We start from the raw sequence: 24,804 nt of genomic DNA, 5'->3' as shown, positions 1-24,804 counted from the left end.
GGACCTGCATGGTTGAATCAGAAGCCCAGGGGCGCCTTCCAGGGATTGCCCCGGTCTCCGTTGTCGATATCGGGTCGAACTCGATCCGTGTGGTCATCTATGAAGGCTTGTCGAGATCGCCCACGATCCTTTTCAACGAAAAGGTTCTCTGCGGTCTCGGTAAGGGCATAGCGCTCACAGGCAAGATGGACGAGGCCAGCGTCGAACGTGCGCTTTCCGCTCTGCATCGCTTCAAGGCGCTGTCCGATCAGGCGCGCGCGGCCACCATGTACGTGCTGGCGACGGCCGCGGCCCGCGAGGCCTCGAATGGTCCCGATTTCATCCATCGCGCCGAAACCATCCTGCAGCGCAAGGTGCGCGTTCTCTCCGGCGAGGAAGAAGCCAAGTTCTCCGCGCTCGGCATTGTCAGCGGCTTCTACACGCCTGACGGTATCGCCGGTGACCTGGGCGGTGGCTCTCTGGAGCTGATCGACATCAAGGGCAAGGAACTCGGGCAGGGCGTGACGCTGCCGCTCGGCGGCCTGCGCCTGTCGGAATATGCCGGCGGCTCGATGGAAAAGGCCCGCACCTTCGCCCGCAAGCATGTGAAGACCATCTCCAAGCTTCTGGCCAAGGGCGAGGGGCGGACGTTCTACGCTGTGGGCGGCACTTGGCGAAACATCGCCAAGCTGCACATGGAGATGACCAACTATCCGCTGCACATGATGCAGGGCTACGAAATCTCGCTCGAGCAGATGATGCTGTTTCTCGATCAGGTCGATGCAGCAAGGGATTCCAAGGATCCCGCCTGGATGGCGGTCTCGAAGTATCGCCGCGCATTGCTGCCGTTCGGCGCCATTGCGATGAAGGAGGTGCTGAGCGTCATGAAGCCCTCGGTGATCTCCTTCTCAGGGCAGGGCGTGCGCGAGGGCTATCTCTACTCGCTTCTCTCCGAAAGCGAACGCCGCGCCGATCCGCTGCTGGAAGCGGCTCGCGAACTGGCGATCTTGCGTGCCCGCTCGCCGGAACATGCCCGCGAGCTGTCGGAATGGACCGGGCGGATGATGCCGTTCTTCGATATCCTGGAGACGCCGGAAGAAGCCCGCTATCGCCAGGCCGCCTGCCTGCTCGCCGATATCAGTTGGCGCGCTCATCCCGATTATCGCGGCCTGCAGGCGTTGAACATCATCGCCCACACATCCTTCGTCGGCATCAGCCATCCCGGCCGCGCCTTCATCGCGCTTGCCAATTACTATCGCTTCGAAGGCCTGCACGACGACGGCGCGACCAGCCCGCTGGCAACAATCGCGACGCCGCAATATGTCGAGCGTGCCAAGCTCTTGGGCGGCATGCTGCGCGTCGTCTACCTGTTCTCGGCCTCGATGCCCGGCATCGTCCGCAACCTGACCTTCCGCAAGTCCAACGATCCCGATCTCGATCTCGAATTCGTCGTGCCCTCGGAGTATCGCGATTTCGCCGGCGAACGTCTCGATGGCCGCCTGCAGCAGCTTGCAAAGCTCACCAACAAGCGCCTGGCCTTCCGCTTCGAATAGCGCTGCCGCCGTTCAATTCCATCCAAACAAAACGGCCCCCGCTCTTTCGAACGGGGGCCGTCTTGATTTCGATCGCTGCTTACTTGGCGTTCAGCAGTTCGCCGACTTCGAGCAGGCTGAACTCGTTGTCGTCAGCCTTGTCGACGGCGCGGCCGGCCGAGAAGGGCAGGTTGTTGTCGTTGCCGACCACGATATGGGTGGCATCGACGCGGTCGACATTCTCGATCGTCACGAACGGCATGTCGTAGACGCCATCCTTGGTGCCGGCCTTTTTCTTGTTGTCCGGATCCTTGATGTCGAGAAGGTCGATATAGCCGATCTTGCGAACGGCACCGTTTGCATTGGCGTCGTTGAACTCGATCTTGTAGATGCGCTTCAGCTCGGCGGGAGCCTCGAAGCAATCCGCCTTCGGCTGCTTGGGATCGGCGCAAGCCTTGTCCTTGCTGCCGGCGCCGTTGTCGCGCTCGATCACCAGCGCGGTGCTGTCGTCGAGCATGTTGAAGTCGCCGATCGCGATGCCCTTTTCTTCCAGCGGATAGAGCCAGCTGCGGCCGGTCCAGTTCTTGGCAGCCGTGTCGAACTCAACGATGCGCAGGCCCGTGCGGCCATCGACCGTCTCGACCTTGGCGTCGTCCTGGAAGAGCGGGCCTTCGAGCAGGCCGTAGAGCTTGCTGCCGTCCTTCGACATGGCAAGGCCTTCGAAGCCGCCGGAGCGCTTCACGTTGAAGGCGGGCATCTTGGCGACTGGGTTTGCCGGAACCGACAGCGTCGGGTGGTCGGGCGACAGCACCGGCTTGCCGTTGACGACGGTCGAGATCACGTCGGTCAGCTTGCCCTCGGTGTCGAACTTCAGGATGTAGGGACCGAACTCCTCGCCAATCCAGAAACCGTCGGCGACGGGCTGGATGGATTCGATGTCGAAATCGGCACCTGTGAGGTAGCGCTTCTCGGCACCTTCAAGCACGATCGGGAAGGGCGCCTTCTTGTCGGGATCGGACAGGAACAGGTTCTTGACGACCTCGACCTTGCCGGTGGCCCAATCGAACTTCACCTGATGCAGGAAAAGCATGGCGTCGCTGGAGTTGGCCTTCGAGCCGAAGCCGTTGTCGGACAACGTCCAGAACGTGCCGTCTTCCATGGTCTTGATGCCGGAGAAGCCCTGAATCGGCTGTCCGTCGAAGGGAAGCTTGAGGTCGGTCACGCGGGCGCCGTCCTTGCCCGGAACGGTGCCGAGCGCCTCGGTGCGCTTGCGATCCGGCGTCGTGAACTTGCCGGAGTGCTTGAGGAATTCGGGTGCATCGGCGGGAGCCGGCACCATGGTGTTCGCCGGCAGAATAGCCTGGCCGGCGAGCTTTGCGGGAAATTGCTGCTGGTCGGCCATGGCCGAACCGGCGATCAAAAGAACAAATGAAACAGAAGCAAGAAGAGCATTTTTCATCGAAACCCCCATGTGATGGAATGCGGGGTTCGATTAGCAGGCCTCTCATGTCGGCGCTTTGACACCCGCGTGAAGCTTTGGTGACGCTATGCGGTCGTCCGCCTTGACGAGCGAGATCACGCCGAGGCTCTGTCCGCGTCCCTTGACGGCGTGCTGGCCGAGATCCTCCGCCACAACCTTGGCCGGCAGCTGGATCCGCTGGGCGAGGTCGGTCGAGATCAGCACCGAGCGGTTCAGCGTCTTGCAGAGCGATTCAAGCCGCGACGCGGTGTTGATCGTATCGCCGAAATACGTGATCTTGTGATGGTCGACGCCGATTTCCGCGGTGATGATGCTGCCGCCATGGAGCGCCGCGCGCAGCCTCGGCACCTGCCCATAGGTGGTCAGCCAGCTCTCGGCATCCGCCTCGATCGCGTTGATGATATCGAAGATGCAGTTGACGCACCGTGCGAATTTGACGCCGCGGTCCAGCGGCCAGGTAATGATGGCGGCATCGCCGACATAATCGACGATCGTTCCCTTGTATTTGCGCACGGGCTCGGCGAAGGCGGCAAACAGCGAGCTCAGCATCTGCTGCGCGCGCAGATCGCCATGCTTCTCCGCGAAGGTCGTCGAATCGACGAGGTCGATGAAGAGAAACACCCGCTCTTCGCTGACCGGCTTGCGGTAGCGGCTGATGAGCATGCTGGTGAACACCTCGCGCCCCAGCAACTCGCGAACTCTGAGAACGAAGATCATCAGCGAGCAGACAGCCAGCGCGTAAAGAAAGGCGTTGAACGGCAGCACCACCATGTCGACCCAGGAATGGGGAATGACAATGCCGGTTCCCCATAGCGAAAGGCCGGCGGCCGCAAAGCCGATGCTCATCAGCACTTCGTAGATGAAAAGCTCCGCGAGGAAGAACGTCAGCGTCGGCAGCGCCTCGACCCGGTTACGCAGTTCGCGAAAGATCACCTTTCGCTCGAAGGCAATGATCGGCATGCCCATGCACAGTGCGAACACAGCGCCGATGAGCGGGCGGCTGTCCTGGAAGAACATGACGCTGTAGAGCACGCCGCTTCCCGCCATGACGAGCATGATCAGAAGCCAGTTCTGGACTGGAGATACTTCTCTCATAAGGGTCTTTTCGTTCAGCCTTGGCCAGCGTGCGTCTCAAGCAATGTAGGCGCGCGTAAGCCCTTTCGGAAGGGGATTGGAAGTCCCTCCCGAAAAGATTTAGCTGAATGATTGGGCGCAGTTATGGCCTGAATCGAGGCGACGCAAAATTTGCGTCGCGACTTACAGAGCGACCGTCTCGACCTTCTTGCCGACGAAGCGCAACGCGACGTCGCCCTTGATCAGCTGCAGGGCCGGATCTCCGAACAGCTCTCGGCGCCAGCCGCGCAGCGCGCCCACATCGGCGTTCTCACCCTCGGCAGCGATCTTGTCCAGATCCTCGCTATTGGCGATCACCTTGGGCGCGACGCCGTGCTTTTCCGAGATCAGCTTCAACAGAACCTTCAAGAGCTCGGCTGCGGCCGCGGCTCCCTCCGGCGCCTGGGTCTGTCTGGGCGCATGCGGCATCTCGGCCTTCGGTAGCGCCAGCGCGGTATTCACCGCCTCGACCACGGCGGCACCGGCAGACGACCGTTCCCAACCCTTCGGGATGGTGCGCAGGCGACCGAGCGCTTCGGCATCCTTCGGCTGCTGCTGGGCGATCTCATAGATCGCGTCGTCCTTGATGACGCGCGAACGCGGCACGTTGCGGCTGCGTGCTTCACGCTCGCGCCACGCGGCCACGTATTTCAGCACGGCAAGCTCCTGCGGCTTGCGCAGGCGCATCTTCAGGCGCTGCCAGGCATCGTCGGGATGAATGTCGTAGGTCTCTTTCGCCTCAAGCACATCCATCTCCTCGGAGAGCCACAAGGAGCGGCCTTCGCGTTCCAACTCTGCCTTGAGATAGAGGTAGACGTCGCGCAGATGCGTCACGTCGGCCAGCGCATAGTCGAGCTGCTTTTCGGAAAGCGGACGGCGGCTCCAGTCGGTGAAGCGCGACGACTTGTCGATCTGCACGCCCTTGGTCCGGCTGACCAGCTGGTCGTAGGAGACAGAATCGCCGAAGCCGCAGACCATCGCCGCGACCTGCGTGTCGAAGATCGGATGCGGAATGAGGCCGCCCCGATTGTAGATGATTTCGATATCCTGGCGCGCGGCGTGGAACACCTTCAGCACGCTGGAATTGGCCATCAGCTCGAAGAAGGGTTTCATGTCGAGACCCTTGGCCAGCGGATCGACAAGCACTTCCGTCGTCGGGCTCGCCATCTGGATCAAGCAAAGCTCCGGCCAGAACGTCGTCTCTCGCAGAAACTCGGTGTCGATAGTAATGAATTCTGACTTGGCCAGCTCGATGCAGGCCGCCTCCAAATCGGCGGTTGTTTCAATCATCTCAATTCATTCGCAGGATAGACATAGTTGAACCTTCCTTCTCCTTTCGGCCCAATATGTCAACCGCTACCGGCAAAGAGTGGTCAAACAACCCTGACATAACTCGTCATGCCGGTCTTCTGATGTTCGATGATGTGGCAATGCAACAGCCAATCGCCGAGATTGTCGGCGACGAAGGCAAGCTGCACCTTCTCGTCCGGCTGCACCAGATAGGTGTCGGTGACGAGCGGCATCACATCCCGCGTGGACGATGAGAGCACCGTGAAGCTCATCCCGTGCAGATGGATCGGATGCGTATGGGGCGTCACGTTCTCCAGCTGCAGGATATAGCTTTTGCCGAGCTTCAGTTCCGAAAGCGGCGCAGTCGGGTCACTCGTGTCGCCCGGCCACGGCACCTTGTTGATCGCCCAGAAGCTGTAGCCCAGCGTCCCGCAGATGCTGTCGACCGGCGCATTCTCGGCCGTGGCGCTAAGGACCACCGAGATTTTCTCCGCCGAAGACAGGTCGGCCTTGGCGACGGGGTTCTCCGCGAGTGCTGCGAGGTCGCCGACATTGCGCTTCAGCGAGGTGCCCACCGAACGCAGCTTGGCGATCGTTTTCGGCGTCGTCCCGCGAATGTCCTCCAGCGTCGCAACCGCGCCTTCGGAATCTGGCATGCGAACGGCAAGATCGAGCCGCTGGCCCGGGCCGATCAACAGCAGGTCGAGCGGGAAGCGTTTCGGCACCGGATTGCCGTCGATCGCGATCACGGTCGCCTCCGCTCCCTCCATCTTCAGCGAGAAGATGCGCGTGACATCGGTGACGGCGATGCGCAGGCGGACCAGGCCGCCGGCCGGCGCGTCATATTGCGGCTCCTGGTGCCAGTTGGCGGTACGCACCGTGCCGTAGGTGCCGGTCTTCGCCGCGTCGCGGGGCCGGAACGCCGCAATGAACTGGCCGTCGCCGCCAAGGCGCCAGTCGCGCAGGTTCAGCACAACTTCGGAATCGAATGTCGGGTCGGCCGCGTCCTCGACCACGATGACGCCGGTCATGCCCTGACCCATCTGCGCCAGCGTGTTGCAGTGCGGATGATACCAGAAGGTGCCGGCATCGGGCGGCGTGAAGGCGTAGTCGAAACTGTCGCCGGTATAGACATAGGGCTGCGTCATGAACGGCACGCCGTCCATCTTGTTCGGGATGCGCAGGCCATGCCAATGAATGGTGGTGGGTTCGTCGAGCGTGTTGGTCAGCCGCGCCGCATAGGGCTTGCCCTTGGTCATCCGGAGCACCGGCGGCATTCCCGTATCGCCCCAAGTCATGATGTTCTTGGTCACGCCGGCGTCGGTCAGCGTTGCCTGCGTCTTCAGCGCTTTCAGCACTTGCGGCTCGGGTGCCGCCTCCGCCATGCCGAACTTGCCGGCGATGCCGATGCCGACCCCGTAGGCGCCGGCGACGGCGGAAGCCTTCAGGAGGTTGCGGCGGGTGAGGAGAGGCATGGCGGGACTCCGGAGAAGGATGATACATCCTCTTTAAAGTTGACCGCGACCTTCAGCAATATGCCTCGCGCAACCAAACTGCCGCAGAGCTTGGCATATGATAAGGTTGCAACCGCGTCGAAAACCGCGCGCAAAGCACGCGTGAGCCGTGCCAAGTCTTGACAAATCAGGCCGTCCATGCGCTTTTCCGCCCGATTTTCTTGTCGGCGCGAGAGAGCTTTTGAAGCCCCTGCTGCCGTCTTCAAGCCAAATACTGGAAATTGAGATGATGCATCGTTACCGCAGCCACACATGTGCAGCCCTCCGCAAGTCGGATGTCGGCGCCAATGTCCGGATTTCCGGCTGGGTCCACCGCGTTCGTGACCATGGCGGCGTTCTCTTCATCGACCTTCGCGACCATTACGGCATGACCCAGGTTGTCGCCGACCCGGATAGCCCGGCCTTCAAGATCGCCGAGACCGTTCGCGGCGAGTGGGTCATCCGCATCGACGGCGTCGTCAAGGCGCGCTCGGAAGACACCGTCAATAAGAACATGGCGACCGGCGAGATCGAACTCTACGCCCAGGAGATCGAAGTGCTCTCCGAAGCCAAGGAACTGCCGCTGCCGGTCTTCGGCGAGCCTGATTACCCTGAGGACATCCGCCTCAAGTACCGCTTCCTCGACCTGCGCCGCGAGACGCTGCACAAGAACATCGTCAAGCGCAGCCAGATCATCTCCGACATCCGCAACCGCATGACGTCGGCCGGCTTCGGCGAATATACGACCCCGATCCTGACGGCCTCCTCGCCGGAAGGCGCGCGCGACTTCCTCGTGCCGTCGCGTATCCACCCCGGACAGTTCTTCGCCCTGCCGCAGGCGCCGCAGCAGTACAAGCAGCTCCTGATGGTGGCCGGTTTCGACCGCTACTTCCAGATCGCGCCGTGCTTCCGCGATGAAGACCCGCGCGCCGACCGCCTGCCGGGCGAATTCTACCAGCTCGACCTGGAAATGAGCTTCGTCACCCAGGAAGACGTCTGGGACACGATGGCCCCGATCATGACCTCCGTCTTCGAGCAGTTCGCCGAAGGCAAGCCGGTCACCAAGGAATGGCCGCGTATTCCTTACGACGTCGCGATCCGCAAATACGGCTCCGACAAGCCCGACCTGCGTAACCCGATCGAGATGCAGGCCGTCACCGAGCACTTCGCAGGCTCCGGCTTCAAGGTCTTCGCCGGCATGATCGCGTCGAACCCGAAGGTCGAAGTCTGGGCGATCCCGGCCAAGACCGGCGGCAGCCGCGCGTTCTGCGACCGCATGAACGCCTGGGCCCAGTCCCTTGGCCAGCCGGGCCTCGGCTACATCTTCTGGAAGGAAGAAGACGGCAAGGTCGGCGGCTCCGGTCCGCTCGCCAAGAACATCGGCGAAGAACGCACCGAAGCGCTCCGCGTCCAGCTCGGCCTTGAAGCAGGCGACGCCGCCTTCTTCGTCGCTGGCGAACCGGCGAAGTTCTACAAGTTCGCGGGCGAAGCACGCACCAAGGCGGGTGAAGACCTGAACCTGGTCGATCGCGACCGTTTCGAACTGTGCTGGATCATCGACTTCCCGTTCTACGAATGGAGCGAGGAAGACAAGAAGATCGACTTCGCCCACAACCCCTTCTCGATGCCGCAGGGTGGTCTGGAAGCGCTGCAGACCCAGGATCCGCTGTCGCTCAAGGCCTACCAGTACGACGCCGTTTGCAATGGCTTCGAAATCGCCTCGGGCTCTATCCGTAACCAGTCGCCGGAAGCCATGGTCAAAGCCTTCGAACTTGTCGGCCTCAGCCAGACGGATGTCGAAGAGCGCTTCGGCGGCATGTACCGCGCCTTCCAGTACGGCGCGCCTCCGCACGGCGGCTGCGCCTTCGGTATCGACCGCGTCGTGATGCTGTTGCTCGGCGCCAAGAACCTGCGCGAAATCACGCTGTTCCCGATGAACCAGCAGGCGCAGGACCTCCTGATGAATGCCCCGTCGCCGGCAACCCCGAAGCAGCTGATGGAACTGTCGCTGCGCGTCATGCCGCCGGTCAAGAAGGACTGAGCGAACATCGCTTGAATAAGAAAAGCCCGGCGCAAGTCGGGCTTTTTTCGTTTCTGGCCCCGATCATTCGCGGGCAACAAAAAAGGCCCGGCGAACAATGCGCGCCGGGCCTCTATCATTCATGTCGAGGCGATCAATCGTTCGCCGAAACCTTCACGCCGAGCACCTGCGGCAGCGTGTTCGGGGCTCCCATGGCGGCACCCATGATCATCGGGAACGGCACGGGCTTGGCCGGCGCGGCGTTGACCGTCAGGCTCTTCGGGTCGTCGAGGAAGGTGTTGACGGCGGCCGATAGGGCGTTCTGCAGCTCGGGGATGTTCAACTGCGCCAGCATGATCGGCGCCATCGCTTTCAGCGAGTCCGCCATCTGCTTGCCCGACATGCCCTGCTGGCTGCCGGCGTAATCAAGCGCACGCTTGGTGATCGAGGCGTCGTCGAAGCGGATCTGGGCGCTTTCGAACGACAGCTGCTGCAACAGGCCAAGCATGGCAAGGCCGAAGGCCTGCTGTGCCTGATCCTTGTTCTGGTTGGCTTCCGCCTGCTGGGCGGCTTCCTGCAGCGACTTCACGAAGGCGAGCGTATAGCCGTTGACCTTGAAGGCGAGGTTGAGCTTGCCGACATTGCTGAAGTCGAAGGCGAACTCGGACACGTCGATCGTGCCCGGTGCCAGGTCCCAGGCGCCCTTCATGGTGATGTCGCCATTGACCTGCTGCAGCGCCAGCTTCTCGATCGCTTCCTTGCTCTGCGGATCGGCCGCCTTGCTCAAGTCAGCCTTGAGGCTCTTGAAGGCGCCGTCGAAATCGAAGCCGGACTCGTCTTCTCGCAGCGTCAGGTTCACATCGCTGCCGCCGAGCGAGAACACCTCGGCGCCATCCTTGACGACCTTCAGCGGGCCGCTGTGGGCGCTCTCGTAGAGCAGCATGGAGGAGAGGCCTTCGCCCTTGGCATCGGCAGGTATGGAGATGCCGCCGAGCGTCAGCTCGGTCACAGTCAGCGTCGCGCCGTCATTGGTGGTGTTGATGTCGGGGAATGCTGCTTCCTCGATGTAGTAGCCGCCGTCCTCGTCTTCCTCGACGCCCGAAAGCGTGATTTCGCCGATCGGCAGAGCACTGCCGTTGTTCGGCTTGAAGCTGGCGTTCTTCAGCGTGACGGTCTTGCCGTCGACATCGACGCCATCGGCCGCGAGCGTGCCGCCCTGCAGCGTGTAGGCGGCATTGATCTTCGTCAGCAGGTCCTGGCCATCGAGCGCGAAAGCGGAGCCGGCGAGAGAAAGGAATGCCACGCCCGAAAGCATGAGCCGTGTCGTCCGGTAAAATGTCATGGGTGTTCCTCAGATCCAGGTGGGCGGTTGGCCATAATCTACGATGGATTTGTGCCGGTTTATATTTCGTGTTTTCTAAAATTATGTTGAAGGGATAAGCAAACAAAGTCCAAATTCGGGCAGAAAGGTTTTAGCGGTTGTTTTCTTTCTGTTCGGAGACTTCATCCACAGCCGCAATGCCCGGATTCCTTGCTCACATCAACCATCTCGGTTAGTCAGAAGGTATGGGACAAGAGATTTTGCCGCCGTCGGGCGGAGACGATGACAGCATTCTTCCGATCGACCTGAAGGCGGCGCTCGAAGAGCGTTATCTCGCCTACGCGTTGTCGACCATCATGCATCGCGCGCTGCCCGACGTTCGCGACGGCCTGAAGCCGGTTCATCGCCGCATCATCCACGCGATGAGCGAGATGGGTATCCGCCCGAACTCGGCCTTCAAGAAATGTGCCCGTATCGTCGGTGACGTCATCGGTAAATTCCACCCGCACGGCGACCAGTCGGTCTACGATGCGCTGGTCCGTCTCGCCCAGGATTTCTCGCAGCGTTATCCCGTCGTCGACGGGCAGGGGAACTTCGGCAACATCGATGGCGACAGTGCAGCCGCCTATCGATACACCGAAGCCCGCATGACCGATGTCGCCGGGCTGTTGCTCGAGGGTGTCGACCAGGACGCCGTCGATTTCCGCCTGACCTACAACGAGGAAGACCAGGAACCGACGGTTCTCCCCGGCGCCTTCCCGAACCTTCTCGCCAACGGCTCGTCGGGCATCGCCGTCGGCATGGCGACCTCGATCCCGTCGCACAACGCGCATGAACTGTGCGACGCGGCGCTGCATCTGATCAAGCATCCGGATGCGACGGTCGAGACGCTGGTGGAGCAGTTCATTCCGGGTCCGGATTTCCCGACCGGCGGCATCATCATCGACGACCGCCAGACGATCATCGACGCCTACAAGACCGGCCGCGGCGGTTTCCGCACGCGCGCCAAGTGGGAGACCGAGGATCTCGGCCGCGGCGGTTATCAGATCATCATCACGGAAATTCCGTTCCAGGTGCAGAAGTCGCGCCTGATCGAGAAGATCGCCGAGCTCTTGATCGCCCGCAAGCTGCCGCTGCTCGAAGACATCCGCGACGAGTCGGCTGAAGATGTCCGCGTCGTGCTGGTGCCGAAGAACCGCACCGTCGACCCGACCATCCTCATGGAATCCATGTTCAAGCTGACGGAACTCGAAAGCCGTTTCCCGCTGAACATGAACGTTCTTTCCATGGGCCGCATTCCGCGCGTCATGGCCCTGAACGAGGTCCTGAAGGAATGGCTGGACCATCGTCGCGATGTGCTTCAGCGCCGCTCTCGCTTCCGCCTTGCCGCCATCGAGCGTCGCCTGGAAGTCCTGGGCGGCCTGCTGATCGCTTATCTCAACATCGACGAGGTGATCCGCATCATCCGCGAGGAGGATGAGCCCAAGCCCGTGATGGTCGCGCGCTGGTCGCTGACCGAAATCCAGGTCGAAGCCATCCTCAACATGCGCCTGCGCTCATTGCGCAAGCTGGAAGAATTCGAGATCCGCACCGAGTTCGACGCTCTGAGCAAGGAAAAGGCCGAGATCGAAGCGCTGCTCGCCTCCGAGGACAAGCAGTGGCAGACCGTTGCCTGGGAAATCGGCGAGGTGAAGAAGAAGTTCGCCAAGGCGACCGAGCTTGGCCGCCGCCGCACCCAGTTCGCCGAAGCGCCTGATGCCGACGAGCAGGCGATCCAGCAGGCGATGATCGAGAAAGAGCCGATCACCGTCGTCGTTTCCGAAAAGGGCTGGATCCGCGCGCTGAAGGGGCACATCTCCGACACTACGACGCTGACCTTTAAGGAAGGCGATGCGCTGAGGATCGCATTCCCGGCGCAGACGACGGACAAGATTCTTGTCATCACCACCGGCGGCAAGGCTTTCACGCTCGGCGGCGATAAGCTGCCGGGTGGCCGCGGCCATGGCGAACCGTTGCGCATCATGATCGACATGGACAACGACCAGGACGTGCTGACGGCCTTCGTCCACGATCCGCAGCGCAAGCAGATGATCGTCTCGACAGCCGGCAACGGCTTCGTCGTCGCCGAGACCGACATGGTGGCCAATACCCGTAAGGGCAAGCAGATCATGAACGTCTCGATGCCCGACGAAACCAAGCTGCTCGTGCCCGTCTCCGGCGACCACGTCGCTGTCGTCGGCGAAAACCGCAAGCTTCTCGTCTTCCCGCTGGATCAGGTTCCGGAAATGTCGCGCGGCAAGGGCGTTCGCCTGCAGCGCTACAAGGATGGCGGCATTTCGGATGTTCGGTGCTTCGCGATCGCGGACGGCCTCATTTGGGAAGACAGCGCCGGCCGTACGTTCAGCAAGAACAAGGACGAGCTCGCCGAATGGCTCGCCGACCGCGCTTCCGCCGGCCGCACCGTTCCCAAGGGCTTCCCCCGCAGCGGCAAGTTCGCAGGCTGAAATATATCAGCGCCCCGCTCTTGGCGAGCGGGGTATTTCCTCTAATTCTGTCCTGTAATCACAACATGGACAAACATCATTCCGAAGGCGGACGGAATGATCGTATGTGGCGTCTTCGTGGAAGGCGGCATGTCCGATCATGGAGGTCCGATCACGGAGGAATGTTGATGAGTGCCTGCAAGACCATTACGCTTTCAGTCGGCCACACCTACAATGCCTCGCCCTGCGAGGTTTACGACGCCTGGCTCAACCCCGAAATCGCCAAACGCTTCCTCTTCGCCACCGATGACGGCCGGGTCATCCGCGCCGATATCGAGCCGCGCGTCGGCGGCCATTTTCTCGTCATCGACAGACGGCCGACCGGTGACGCCGTTCATTACGGCGTGTTTCTCGAAATGCGAAGGCCGCGCCTGATGGTGTTCTCGTTTTCGGTCGCCGAACACGATCACAACGCCGATCGCATCCGCGTCGAAATCGAGCCGCTGGGGGAGGGCACGCGCCTGACGCTGTCGCATGAAATGTGCGCGGAATGGTCGGCTTTTGAAGAGCAGACCCATCGGGGCTGGACACACGTGCTGAACGGGCTGGAGCGCGAGCTCGATGCGGCTCACACGGTCAAGCTGCCGGAGCTTGTTGCGTCGCAGGCTGTTTCCGAACCATCCAAAGCGAGTGCGCCATAATCGCGGTGACGAGGATGGAGCCGCCGATCAGCGTCATGACCGGCGGCGTTTCCGCGAAAATCAGCCAGATCCAGATCGGCGCCAGAATGGTTTCAAGCAGGTAGAACATGCCGACCTCCGGTGCCGACAGATAGCGCGGGCCGCTGGCAAGGCACCAGAACGACACCGGCATCAGCACCGCACCGTTGAAGATGATCCAGGCGGGATGCTCGATCACGAGACCTGCTGGCAGGGTGTTGGCGAGGCCAAGCGCGGCGGGAAGGGCCGCACCAAGCAACGGCACGAAGCCCATGGCGCGACGCGACGCGCGCCCCACGGTAATCGCGCCTGCAAGCACCAGCGCCGTCAAGAGCGCCATCGCATCGCCGAAGCTGTGGCCGCCGGCCAGTCCATCGCCGACGATCATGCCGACGCCGACAATCATCACCGCCATCGTCACGAGCGTCGATACTGATGGGCGCTCCTTCAGGAACAGCCATGACAGCAGCGCGCCGAACATCGGATTGAAGGCGACGATGAAGACCACGTTAGCGGTGGTCGTGTTAAACACCGCAAGCAGGAATGTTATAGTCGATAGCCCGTAGAGAAATCCGGCGAGCAGGCCCGGCTTGCCGGGCACCATCGCCGGCCAGCTTCCCTTAATCCACCGCATCGCGCAAAGGATCAGCAAAGTCACGGCAACCGTTGTGATGCTGCGCATGCCGACAATCGACCACATGTCGCCATGGGCGAGACGCACGAGCGGAATGTCCATGGAGAGCGCAAGGCCGCCGATCGCCGTCAGCAGCAGGCCCTTCCGATGATCGGAAAGGATAGGGAGGGGCATTTAGGGCTGGCTACCTTCGGGAAGGGATGTGGGATCGAAGCGCTCCCAGCCGCGCGCGGTCAGGTGTTCCTGCGGCTGGTAGCGGGTCTTGTAGTCCATTTTCCGTGAGCCTTGAACCCAGTAGCCGAGATAGACATGCGGCAGGCCGAGCGCCTTTGTCCGTCTGATGTGATCGAGGATCATGAAGGTGCCGAGCGAGCGCTTGTCGAGATCGGGATTGAAGTAGGAGTAGACCATCGAGAGCCCGTCGCTCATCGTGTCGGTCAAGGCCGCCGCGATCAGCTCGCCACTTGGCCGCGTTTCCAGCCCTGATCCTTCCACACGCCGGCGATACTCGATGATCTTGGTGTTGACGTGAGTGTCCTCGACCATGATCGCATAATCGAGCACCGTCATGTCGGACATGCCGCCCTGCTGGTGGCGATAGTCGAGATAGCGGCGAAACAGCGAATATTGCTCGCTCGATGGCTGCGCCGGAAATTCAGTCGAGATGATATCGGAATTGGTGGCGAGCACCCGCTTCATCGACTTGGTCGGCTCGAACTCGTCGGCGAGGATGCGGACCGAGACGCAGGCCCGGCACGCCTCGCAGGCCGGGCGGTAGGCTATGTTCTGCGAGCGGCGAAATCCGCCTTGCGTCAGGATGTCATTCATCTCGGCAGCGCGCGGTCCGACGAGATGCGTAAAAACCTTTCGTTCCATCTCATGCGCAAGGTAAGGGCAGGCAGCCGGAGCCGTCAGATAAAACTGCGGAGATGGCGTGGTCTGCGTATTCATCTGCTGCTGAGATGTCCTTAGGTTGCATGCTGAAATGACAGCATGACTTAAGAAAAGAAAACGTCAACAGCGCGGCAGTGCGCCGCGCTTTGTGACTGATTATACTTTCGGATATTGGCCAAAAATTTCCCCTCAAAAAGAGGGGAAATCCGCTTATTTCAGAGACTTGATCAATCTCAGGCGGTTCTGACCGTCACCGTGCCGACGAGAAAATCGTGCAGCAGGCGGCTGCGTTCGGTGAACAGGCCGACCAGCAGAATCAGCGGGGTCAGAACCGAGTTCAGGATCCAGAACAGCGCCAGGTGAACGATCGCCGTCAGGAAATCCATCTCCCGCCCGTCGACGCGCACGATCGCAATCCCCATCGCCCGCATGCCAAGCGATGCCTGGCTCGAGCCGCCGACCGTGAAGCCGAAATAGAGGCCCGCGACGATCACGAACAGCGCCGGATAGAGAAAGAAGCCGAGGCCGAGCGTGACGATCGACAGGAAGAACAGGATGACCGCCGCCGGAATGCAGAGCAGCAGGACGATCACATAGTCGAGGATGAACGCAAAAACGCGCCGGCTCAGCGTGCCGCTATAGGCGCGCCAATCGTCAGGTGCGGCATAGAGCGGGTTCGGGTTGAGCGACATCGTTACGGTCTCCTTTCGAGAGTGGCTACCGCTGATATGGTGACGCTCTCCCCGAATGCAATATTAGCGCGAAGCGATCAGCGTTTGGCGAGAATCTTGGCGACCTCGATGGAGAAATAGGTGAGGATGCCGTCGCAGCCCGCCCGCTTGAAGGCAAGCAGCGTCTCGAGCATCGCCTTTTCGCCGTCGATCCAGCCGTTCATCGCCGCCGCCTTGATCTGCGAATATTCGCCGGACACCTGATAGGCGAAGGTCGGAAGGCCGAATGCTTCCTTCATCCGCCAGCAGATGTCGATATAGGGCAGGCCGGGCTTGACCATCAGCATGTCGGCACCTTCCTCGACGTCGAGTGCGGCGTCGCGGATCGCTTCCGTGCCATTGGCGGGGTCGATATAGTAGCTCTTCTTGTCACCCTTCAGCAGTCCGCCGGTCGAGATCGCCTCGCGGTAGGGACCATAGAAGGCGGAGGCGAACTTCGTCGCATAGCTCATGATCCCGACATCCTGGTGTCCCGCGGCGTCGAGCGCCCGGCGGATGGCGCCGATGCGGCCGTCCATCATTTCGGACGGCGAGATGATGTCGGAGCCGGCGTCGGCCTGCATCACGGCCGCGCGTGCCACCTGCTCGACCGTCTCGTCATTGACGATCTCGTTGCCGCGCAGGATGCCGTCGTGGCCGTGGCTGGTAAACGGATCGAGCGCCACGTCGGTTATGACGCCGATATTCGGCACGGCCTTCTTGATGGCGGCCGTTGCCTGGTTGATCAGGTTGTTCGCTTCCAGGCTGTTGGAGCCGGTCTCGTCGCGCAGCGACATCTCGATATTCGGAAAGGTCGCGATAGCAGGAATGCCGAGATCGGCCGCTTCCTTGGTGGCTTCCACCAGCTTGTCGACGCTCATGCGGTTGACACCCGGCATGGCGGGAATCGGCTCGATGATGCCGGAGCCCGGAACCACGAAGACCGGCCAGATCAGATCGTCGACCGTCAGCCGGTTCTCCTGCACCATCCGGCGCGTCCAGTCGGCCTTGCGGTTGCGCCGCATCCGGCGGTGGCCCGTGATTTCATCGACGAGGTGTGTCTTGTCCTGCATGATCGTTCCAGCTCTTGGCAGTTCCAATTGTTACTGCGCTCACTATCATGCCATCCGACAAATCCAAACCGGGCGAATGGCCGCAACCAATCAACAGCTTGCGATCAACCGCTGGCGAAGACGCCGCAGCACTCCTATTGTCTGACCCATGAACGCTGATTCTCCGACCATACCGAAAAGCACGCTCACCGGCGTTCTCTTTGTCCTGTTCCTGCGCCTGATCGCGATCTCGTGTTTCTGGTTCGGATTGCAGTATTGGGCGATGCTTGTCGGCTACTCGCTGATCGGTGCGGGACGCTTCGATCTTCTGAGCCTGCCGTGGAAGGTGGCGAGCACCAGCCTTGCGGTTCTGTTTCCCGTGGCTGCCCTCGGGCTCTGGCTGGCTGTCTCCTGGGGACCCGTCATCTGGGTGCTCGCGGCCGGTGGCCAGATCATAATGTATGGCTTTCTTCCGGAGATTTTCGGAGCCAACAAACTCATCATTCTCCTGCATGCGGCAGTGGCCATTATCTACGCTGTTTTCCGCTTTTTGCTCTGGCAGGAGAAGCGCCGGCGCCGGCAGCAGGTAAGCGTTGATTTACCCTGATACAACAGCGCGTTTTGGTAAGGCACTGTTAAGCCTGCAGTTTAAGTAGAATTTTATCTGTATTCGATAGGGTCTGTCTCAAGGCGGGAAGACAACCAACACCGCCAAACAAAACAGTGAGGCAGTCATCATGAATACGAAAATCAAGCCGCAGGCGGTATCGAACTTCCGTGAACAGCAGGACCTGGGTATCCGCGATCTTTACATGGAATCCCTTCATCTTGTTGAACGTCTTCACCGTCGTCTTCTGGATGTCATCAAGGACGAATTCGACCGTCAGGGTCGCAGCGACGTCAACGCCATCCAGGCTCTCCTCCTCTTCAACATCGGCAACTCGGAACTGACCGCCGGCGAACTTCGCTCTCGCGGTTACTACCTGGGCTCCAACGTTTCCTACAACGTCAAGAAGCTCGTCGACCTCGGCTTCATCAACCACCAGCGCTCGCGCATCGACCGTCGCTCGGTCCGCATCAGCCTGACGGAAACCGGCCAGGAAATCGCCGAAACGGTTGCCAAGCTCTATGAGCGCCACACGGCATCGATCGACAAGGTCGGCGGCATCGGCACCGACGAGTTCGCGCAGATGAACAAGCTGCTGACCCGTCTCGACCGCTTCTGGAACGACTCGATCATGTATCGTCTCTAAGCAACAAGACCCCTCCAAGGTCAAAGAAAGCCGGATGCGTTTCCCTGCGCGTCCGGCTTTGCCGTTTGCGCCGACGTGGCATCTTTGCAACGCATGGCCGGCCAACCGCGCTTCGAGCCTTAAACCCCTGTATTCAAGCCGCCTTTTAGCCGCTATTAGCCGGCAGAATCCTTGCAATGGTTTGGTTCATTCTTCGCTTCGATCGCTATCGAAAGTTGCACTTTTCGGCGGAGACACGAATTGGCCATATTAGCATGGCAGCGGAAATATACGGCAATCGGCGCTTTTCGAATCCGGGGTTTTGAGAACCTCGCCTTTCCTGCTCGCGATCATGTGATCGCCGGCAGCGAGAATTTGAGGTGCGCCGTGGCAACGGATGGGTAGTGACTGCGTTATCGCGGTGACGAAGGGCAAAGCCACCGGTCTCTCAAGCGGCGGCATTATTGTGGTTGGGATGCATGTCTAAAAAAACAGGTACTGAAGCTCTCTCTCGGCGGGCATTTCTTGCTTCGGCCGCAGCCGTTGGCGCAAGCTCGGTAGCGGCGCCGGCACTGGCGCAATCGGCGATCGATTCGCTCATCAATGCACCGGAGCGCGGTGACTGGGATGACCAGTTCGATGCGAAGGCAGCGTCCCGTACGGCAACCGCCGTGGTGTCGAACACCCCGATCCTCGGACCGCAGTCCGTCCCCAGCATTCAGCAGGCGATTGCCCAGTATCAGCAGATCGCATCCGCAGGCGGTTGGCCGCAGGTCAATCCGGGCCAGCAGCGCCTGCAGATCGGCGTCACCGATCAGTCCGTCCAGGCACTGCGCCAGCGCCTCTTCGTCACCGGCGACCTGCCGCAGGAAGCGGGCATGTCCTCGTCCTTCGATTCCTACGTCGATGGCGCGGTCAAGCGCTTCCAGGCGCGTCACGGCCTCCCGGCCGACGGCGTGCTCGGTGAATTCACGCTGAAGGCGATGAACATCCCGGCCGACGTGCGCCTGCAGCAGCTGAACACCAACCTGATCCGCCTGCAGACCTTCCCGGAGGAGCTCGGCCGTCGCCACGTGATGGTCAACATCCCGGCCGCTTACGTTGAGGGCATCGAGGACGGTAGTGTCGTGACGCGCCACAACGCGGTGGTCGGCCGTCTGAGCCGCCCGACACACTTGGTCAACTCGAAGATCTACGAGGTCATCCTCAATCCTTACTGGACCGCGCCGCGCTCGATCGTCGAAAAGGACATCGTGCCGCTGATGCGCAAGGACCCGACTTATCTGACGAAGAACAACATTCGTCTGATCGACGGCAAGGGTACGGAGGTCGCCCCGGAGACGATCGACTGGAACGCCGAAAAGGCGCCGAACCTGATGTTCCGTCAGGACCCGGGCAAGATCAACGCCATGGCCTCGACGAAAATCAACTTCTACAACAAGAACGGCGAGTACATGCACGACACGCCGCAGCAGGGCCTGTTCAACAAGCTCATGCGCTTCGAATCCTCCGGCTGCGTCCGCGTCCAGAACGTTCGCGACCTGACCACCTGGCTGCTGCGCGACACGCCTCCATGGTCCCGCCAGCAGATGGAGCAGGTGATCACCACCCGCGTCAACACGCCGATCAAGCTGGCCGAGGAAGTGCCTGTTTACTTCGTCTACATCTCCGCCTGGGGCATGCCTGACGGTATCGTGCAGTTCCGCGACGATATCTACCAGATGGACGGCAATGCCGAACTCGCGCTCGACACGACCGCGGGCATGGAGCAGCCGGTTCAGTAAGAGCCGCAAGCTGCCTCAGAGTTATAAAAAACCGCGTCTTTTATGGCGCGGTTTTTTGTTGCGCGTAGATTGCCCAGCAAATGTCGCTCTCCGTATTGCCCTTGGCGGGGCAGGGCGCTAATAGCCTAGCGCATTCCAGTTAAGGAGCCCGCCGATGACCAATGCTTCTACCCAGACCTTCTTCAATCGCTCGCTTGCCGATACCGATCCGGAAATCTTCGGTTCGATCCAAAAGGAACTCGGTCGCCAGCGTCATGAGATCGAGTTGATCGCCTCGGAAAACATCGTTTCCCGCGCGGTTCTGGAAGCCCAGGGCTCCATCATGACCAACAAGTACGCCGAGGGATATCCGGGCAAGCGCTACTACGGTGGCTGCCAGTTTGTCGATATCGCGGAAGAACTTGCGATCGAACGCGCCAAGAAGCTCTTCGGCGTCAACTTCGCCAACGTTCAGCCGAACTCCGGTTCGCAGATGAACCAGGCTGTCTTCCTCGCGCTGCTGCAGCCGGGCGACACCTTCATGGGCCTCGACCTCAACTCTGGCGGTCACCTGACGCACGGTTCGCCGGTCAACATGTCCGGCAAGTGGTTCAACGTTGTCTCCTACGGCGTTCGCGAAGGCGATAACCTGCTCGACATGGATGACGTCGCCGAGAAGGCACGCACCCACAAGCCGAAGCTCATCATCGCCGGCGGCACCGCTTACTCCCGCATCTGGGACTGGAAGCGCTTCCGCGAGATTGCTGATGAAGTCGGCGCCTATCTGATGGTCGACATGGCTCACATCGCCGGTCTCGTTGCCGGTGGCCAGCATCCGTCGCCGTTCCCGCACTGCCACGTTGCGACCACCACGACCCACAAGTCGCTGCGCGGCCCGCGCGGTGGTGTCATCCTGACCAACGACGAAGATCTGGCCAAGAAGTTCAACTCGGCCGTCTTCCCGGGTCTCCAGGGTGGTCCGCTCATGCACATCATCGCCGCCAAGGCCGTTGCCTTCGGCGAAGCGCTGCAGCCTGAGTTCAAGGACTACGCGGCCCAGATCGTCAAGAACGCCAAGGCGCTGTCGGAAACGCTGATCTCAGGTGGCCTCGACGTTGTCTCCGGCGGCACCGACAACCACCTGATGCTGGTCGACCTTCGCAAGAAGAACGCAACGGGCAAGCGCGCCGAAGCAGCGCTCGGCCGCGCCTACATCACCTGCAACAAGAACGGTATTCCGTTCGACCCAGAAAAGCCCTTCGTCACCTCCGGCGTTCGCCTCGGCGCGCCTGCCGGCACGACGCGCGGCTTCAAGGAAGCGGAATTCAAGGAAATCGGCAATCTCATCGTCGAGGTTCTCGATGGCCTGAAGGCGGCCAACTCCGACGAAGGCAATGCCGGCGTTGAAGCAGCCGTACGCGACAAGGTGATGAACCTCACCGGCCGCTTCCCAATGTACGACTACATCGGCTAAGGATAGCGCATGCGCTGCCCATTCTGCGGATCGGAAGACACACAGGTCAAGGATTCACGCCCGGCGGAGGACAATACGTCCATCCGCCGCAGGCGTATCTGTCCTGATTGCGGCGGTCGTTTCACGACCTTCGAGCGCGTGCAGCTGCGCGAGCTCATGGTCTCGAAGAAGACCGGCCGCAAGGTGCCTTTTGATCGCGACAAGCTGGTGCGTTCCTTTGAGATCGCACTGCGCAAGCGCCCCGTCGACCGCGACCGCATAGAGCGCGCGGTCTCGGGCATCGTCCGACGCCTGGAAAGCTCCGGCGAGGTCGAGATCAGCTCCGAGCAGATCGGCTTGCAGGTTCTCGAAGCGCTGAAGAGCCTCGATGACGTCGGCTTCGTGCGCTACGCTTCGGTCTACCGCGATTTCAGCCACGCCGAGGATTTCGAGAAGGTGATCTCGGAGATCAACGCCAAGATCGCTCGCGATCCCTTGGATAGCTGAGCGATGAGCGCTTCGCCAGACGACGCGCAATTCATGCAGGAGGCGATCCGCCTGGGTCTCCTCCATCTCGGCCAGACATCCACAAACCCCTCCGTTGGTTGCGTCGTCGTGCGCGACGGCGAGATCGTCGGCCGTGGCACGACCGCTGTCGGCGGCCGTCCACATGCCGAACCGCAGGCGCTGGCCGAGGCCGGTGAACTGGCCCGCGGCGCCACCGCCTATGTCACGCTCGAGCCATGCTCCCACCACGGCAAGACGCCGCCCTGTGCCGATGCGCTGATCGCATCCGGCGTGTCCCGCGTCGTCATCAGCGTCACCGATCCCGATGAGCGCGTGTCGGGCAGGGGCATCGCCATGCTTCGAGACGCCGGCATCACGGTCGAGACCGGGTTGTTGGAAGAAGAGGGCCGCCACTCGCTCGCCGCCTATCTCACCCGCCAGACGAAGAACCGTCCCTATGTGATTCTGAAGCTTGCCGTTTCTCAAGACGGCATGATCGGCCGCATGGGCGAGGGGCAGATCGCCATTACCGGTCCCGCGGCGCGCGCCGAGGTGCAGCAACTGCGCGCCGAGACGGATGCGATCCTCGTTGGTATCGGGACCGCCGTTGCCGATGATCCGGAACTGACGGTTCGTATCCCGGGGCTTGAGGGGCGCTCGCCGGTGCGGATCGTGCTGGATCCCTTGCTGGAGCTGCCGCTGACGTCGAAGCTGGTGCGGACGGCTCGGCAGGTGCCGGTCATTGTGGTGGGGCGTGAGGAGGTTTCCGGGTCCGAGACGGGGGAGCAAGAGTTACCCCCCTCTGTCCTGCCGGACATCTCCCCCACAAGGGGGGAGATCGACTCGTTGCCAGCGTCTGTCCAAAACGTTGAAGGTGGAACGAGTGGCCGTCCCCAGCCAATCTCCCCACTTGTGGGGGAGATGCCCGGCAGGGCAGAGGGGGGGAACACACCCACCAACGCCAACGAGAATACCGCCCAACTCGAAGCCCGCCGCCAAGCCCTCGAATCCGCTGGCGTCGAGGTCGTCTACTGCCACCCCTACCACCCGGAACAGCTTCTCCCGGCACTCGCCTCCCGCGGCATTTCCTCGCTGCTGGTCGAAGGCGGCGCCAAGACGGCGCGGCTTTTCCTCGAGGCCGGCTATGTCGACCGCATCCTGCTCTACCAGGGGCCGGGCACGATTGGGCAAGGCGGTATTGAAACGCCGGTCCGCAAAACCGATATCCCATCCGATTTCAAACATGTGGGCACGCGCAGAGTTGGCGACGACAGCCTGGACGAATACGAAAGAGAAGTTTGATGTTTACAGGCATTGTCACCGACGTCGGCACGATCGAATCCGTTTCGCCTCTCAAGGAAGGCATCAAGCTTCGCGTGGCGACCAGCTATGATCCGGCGACCATCGACATGGGCGCCTCGATCTCGCATTCCGGCATCTGCCTGACGGTCACCGGCCTGCCCGAAGAGGGCAGCAACGGCCGCTGGTTCGAGGTCGAAGCCTGGGAAGAAGCGCTGCGCCTGACGACGATCGGCACCTGGAAAGAGGGCAGCCCCGTCAATCTCGAGCGTTCGCTGAAGATTGGCGACGAGCTGGGCGGCCACATCGTCTCCGGCCATGTCGACGGCAAGGCCGAGATCCTCTCCGTCACCGAAGAGGGCGATGCCACCCGTTTCCGCATCCGCGCGCCGGAGCATCTGGCGAAGTTCGTCGCCCCCAAGGGCTCGATCGCGCTCGACGGCACATCGCTGACGGTCAATGCCGTCGATGGCACCGACTTCGACGTTCTGCTTATTCGCCACACGCTCGAGGTCACGACCTGGGGCAAGCGCCAGGCTGGCGATTTCGTCAATTTCGAGGTCGACACAATGGCGCGTTACGCCGCTAGGTTGGCCGAGTTCCCGGTCGCGAAAGCAGAATAACCTCGCCATTGTAGTTCGTGCGCCTCGCATCGCCAAAGCCGAGCTTTTCGGCAAGGCGCAGCGAGGCGGCATTGTCGGGATCGATGATGCAGCTCATCGGCCGTGACGGAAAGTGCACCTCCGCCCAGCCGATCAATGCCCGCAGCGCTTCCGTCGCGTAGCCTTTGCCTTGAGCCTCCGGCATCAACGCCCAGCCCGTTTCCAGCGTCCCCTCGGTGCTGACGGGCTGCATGTCCCGCTTCATCTCCAGAAAGCCGGCTTCGCCTACGAACTTCCCGCTCTCTTTTTCTTCGATGGCGAGGAAGCCGAAGCCCATATGGTGCCACATGCCGGCGACGCGCAGCATGCGCCCCCAACTCTGCTCCCGCGTCGATGCCACCCCGCTGATGAAGCGCACGACCGCATCGTTGCTCCAGAGCGCATGATAAGCCTCGAAATCCTCAAGCGCGTGCGGCCGCAGGATCAGCCGCCCGGTCTCGATCGTCGGTATCTCGGTCATTGCGATCGCTTTCCTCGTCAGGCTCCCGGCTCGCCATCCCAGTAGTCGAGATCGTCGCCGGCCCGGCCCATCACGCGAAACGACCGATCGGGCGATCCCTCGCAGCGCGTCTTCGCAAGAAACTTCCCCGAGTCCGGGTATTCGACGATATCGGTCGCAGCCTTTGTCGAAATGCCGAGATAGATCAGCGGGGTCTCGCCGGTGTTGATGATCTGGTGCGCCGTCTCCGGCCCGCCCGCCGGCGCGCCAAGCACATCGCCCTTGCGGATCGGATAGCGCTCCGTTCCGAAGCGATACTCGCCGGTCCCCTCGATCACGAAAAACATCTCGTCCTCGGCATGATGGTTGTGAAAGGGACAGCCCGACTTGCCCGCGGGTACCTCGTTATAGCTGACGCCGAGCCCTTTCAGCCCGAGCATCGCGCCGAAGGATGTATCCGCGCTCTGGTAAAGCTCTCCCTGCCTCCAGCGCTCCAGGCTGAGCGCATCCACGTTGACAACGGGTGTTTGCTGATCGGTCATTCTCGTCTCCCTTTGCCTGAGGGAACTATGAGTTTGCGCGGGAAATCAACCCGTTATCGATCAGGACCCAGCGTTTTCGCTCCGGTGGCTAACCAGCACCTCGGCGTTCGCCGGGACGATTCGCGATTTTGCACCGCAGCCATGAGCCGAATTTGCTTGCCATTCTGCCGAAGGCATGTTTTGACCG

22 protein-coding genes are annotated in these 24,804 nt (G+C 61.4%); 11 read left to right on the top strand and 11 right to left on the bottom strand.

The annotated features are described in order from the left end of the window. The first annotated feature begins 8 nt into the window (after positions 1–8). Positions 9–1,532, top strand: coding sequence for an exopolyphosphatase (gene ppx, locus ACODTZ_RS13825; RefSeq protein WP_111561149.1), 1,524 nt, complete (start codon positions 9–11; stop codon positions 1,530–1,532). Between the two features lie 79 nt (positions 1,533–1,611). Here the strand turns inward: ppx and ACODTZ_RS13820 are convergent, their stop codons facing one another. The 4 genes from ACODTZ_RS13820 to ACODTZ_RS13805 form a co-directional block, all read right to left on the bottom strand. Then, a complete protein-coding gene (locus tag ACODTZ_RS13820; protein WP_489026362.1) occupies positions 1,612–2,970 on the bottom strand; it encodes an esterase-like activity of phytase family protein in 1,359 nt (452 codons plus the stop codon). Positions 2,971–3,015: 45 nt separating this feature from the next. Further along, positions 3,016–4,086, bottom strand: coding sequence for an adenylate/guanylate cyclase domain-containing protein (locus ACODTZ_RS13815; RefSeq protein ID WP_489026360.1), 1,071 nt, complete (start codon positions 4,084–4,086; stop codon positions 3,016–3,018). Between the two features lie 162 nt (positions 4,087–4,248). Next, on the bottom strand, positions 4,249–5,394 hold the full coding sequence (gene rnd / locus ACODTZ_RS13810; RefSeq protein WP_489026358.1) for a ribonuclease D: 1,146 nt from the start codon (positions 5,392–5,394) through the stop codon (positions 4,249–4,251). 83 nt (positions 5,395–5,477) lie between these two features. After that, on the bottom strand, positions 5,478–6,869 hold the full coding sequence (locus ACODTZ_RS13805; protein ID WP_489026357.1) for a multicopper oxidase family protein: 1,392 nt from the start codon (positions 6,867–6,869) through the stop codon (positions 5,478–5,480). 268 nt (positions 6,870–7,137) lie between these two features. Here ACODTZ_RS13805 and aspS point away from each other — a divergent pair, with 268 nt between their 5' ends. Continuing rightward, positions 7,138–8,928 (top strand): aspartate--tRNA ligase, encoded by a 1,791-nt coding sequence (aspS, locus tag ACODTZ_RS13800; RefSeq protein ID WP_047513643.1) that lies wholly within the window; start codon positions 7,138–7,140, stop codon positions 8,926–8,928. A gap of 133 nt (positions 8,929–9,061) precedes the next feature. Here the strand turns inward: aspS and ACODTZ_RS13795 are convergent, their stop codons facing one another. Beyond that, positions 9,062–10,249, bottom strand: coding sequence for a hypothetical protein (locus ACODTZ_RS13795; RefSeq protein ID WP_489026355.1), 1,188 nt, complete (start codon positions 10,247–10,249; stop codon positions 9,062–9,064). A gap of 224 nt (positions 10,250–10,473) precedes the next feature. Here ACODTZ_RS13795 and parC point away from each other — a divergent pair, with 224 nt between their 5' ends. After that, complete coding sequence (gene parC, locus ACODTZ_RS13790; RefSeq protein WP_489026353.1) at positions 10,474–12,732, top strand: DNA topoisomerase IV subunit A; 2,259 nt, start codon at positions 10,474–10,476, stop codon at positions 12,730–12,732. 167 nt (positions 12,733–12,899) lie between these two features. Next, positions 12,900–13,412, top strand: coding sequence for an SRPBCC family protein (locus ACODTZ_RS13785; RefSeq protein WP_047513216.1), 513 nt, complete (start codon positions 12,900–12,902; stop codon positions 13,410–13,412). Here ACODTZ_RS13785 and ACODTZ_RS13780 read toward each other — a convergent pair. From ACODTZ_RS13780 to hemB, 4 genes are all read right to left on the bottom strand, one after another. Further along, the gene (locus ACODTZ_RS13780) at positions 13,348–14,238 is read right to left on the bottom strand and encodes a DMT family transporter (protein WP_489026352.1); all 891 of its coding nucleotides are present in this window, start codon (positions 14,236–14,238) and stop codon (positions 13,348–13,350) included. The genes ACODTZ_RS13785 and ACODTZ_RS13780 overlap by 65 nt on opposite strands. Beyond that, complete coding sequence (locus ACODTZ_RS13775) at positions 14,239–15,015, bottom strand: arginyltransferase (RefSeq protein ID WP_111561156.1); 777 nt, start codon at positions 15,013–15,015, stop codon at positions 14,239–14,241. Between the two features lie 176 nt (positions 15,016–15,191). Beyond that, a complete protein-coding gene (locus tag ACODTZ_RS13770) occupies positions 15,192–15,650 on the bottom strand; it encodes an RDD family protein (protein ID WP_112941282.1) in 459 nt (152 codons plus the stop codon). Between the two features lie 77 nt (positions 15,651–15,727). Next, on the bottom strand, positions 15,728–16,741 hold the full coding sequence (gene hemB / locus ACODTZ_RS13765; protein ID WP_489026349.1) for a porphobilinogen synthase: 1,014 nt from the start codon (positions 16,739–16,741) through the stop codon (positions 15,728–15,730). Positions 16,742–16,889: 148 nt separating this feature from the next. On the opposite strand from hemB, the gene ACODTZ_RS13760 reads away from it, so the two are divergent. From ACODTZ_RS13760 to ACODTZ_RS13730, 7 genes are all read left to right on the top strand, one after another. Then, a complete protein-coding gene (locus tag ACODTZ_RS13760; protein WP_018898694.1) occupies positions 16,890–17,327 on the top strand; it encodes a DUF6163 family protein in 438 nt (145 codons plus the stop codon). Between the two features lie 130 nt (positions 17,328–17,457). Further along, complete coding sequence (gene ldtR / locus ACODTZ_RS13755; protein WP_018898693.1) at positions 17,458–17,973, top strand: transcriptional regulator LdtR; 516 nt, start codon at positions 17,458–17,460, stop codon at positions 17,971–17,973. 458 nt (positions 17,974–18,431) lie between these two features. Next, on the top strand, positions 18,432–19,736 hold the full coding sequence (locus ACODTZ_RS13750; protein WP_112973538.1) for a L,D-transpeptidase family protein: 1,305 nt from the start codon (positions 18,432–18,434) through the stop codon (positions 19,734–19,736). A gap of 154 nt (positions 19,737–19,890) precedes the next feature. Continuing rightward, a complete protein-coding gene (gene glyA, locus ACODTZ_RS13745; protein WP_489026347.1) occupies positions 19,891–21,189 on the top strand; it encodes a serine hydroxymethyltransferase in 1,299 nt (432 codons plus the stop codon). Between the two features lie 9 nt (positions 21,190–21,198). Further along, complete coding sequence (gene nrdR, locus ACODTZ_RS13740) at positions 21,199–21,675, top strand: transcriptional regulator NrdR (RefSeq protein WP_047513200.1); 477 nt, start codon at positions 21,199–21,201, stop codon at positions 21,673–21,675. Positions 21,676–21,678: 3 nt separating this feature from the next. Next, positions 21,679–22,977, top strand: a complete 1,299-nt coding sequence (gene ribD / locus ACODTZ_RS13735) for a bifunctional diaminohydroxyphosphoribosylaminopyrimidine deaminase/5-amino-6-(5-phosphoribosylamino)uracil reductase RibD (RefSeq protein ID WP_489026345.1) — start codon at positions 21,679–21,681, stop codon at positions 22,975–22,977. Beyond that, on the top strand, positions 22,977–23,597 hold the full coding sequence (locus ACODTZ_RS13730) for a riboflavin synthase (RefSeq protein WP_111561161.1): 621 nt from the start codon (positions 22,977–22,979) through the stop codon (positions 23,595–23,597). Before ribD ends, ACODTZ_RS13730 begins: the two co-directional genes overlap by 1 nt. On the opposite strand, the gene ACODTZ_RS13725 is transcribed toward ACODTZ_RS13730, so the two are convergent. Both ACODTZ_RS13725 and ACODTZ_RS13720 read right to left on the bottom strand, forming a co-directional pair. After that, positions 23,560–24,096 carry a GNAT family N-acetyltransferase gene (locus ACODTZ_RS13725; RefSeq protein ID WP_489026343.1) on the bottom strand — a complete coding sequence of 179 codons (537 nt, stop codon included), beginning with the start codon at positions 24,094–24,096 and terminating at the stop codon, positions 23,560–23,562. The genes ACODTZ_RS13730 and ACODTZ_RS13725 overlap by 38 nt on opposite strands. Before the next feature lie 17 nt (positions 24,097–24,113). After that, positions 24,114–24,617, bottom strand: coding sequence for a cupin domain-containing protein (locus ACODTZ_RS13720; RefSeq protein WP_489026341.1), 504 nt, complete (start codon positions 24,615–24,617; stop codon positions 24,114–24,116). Positions 24,618–24,804 lie beyond the last annotated feature (187 nt).

This window comes from Rhizobium sp. FG113, assembly GCF_057809895.1.
This window is presented reverse-complemented; position numbering and strand designations above follow the sequence as displayed.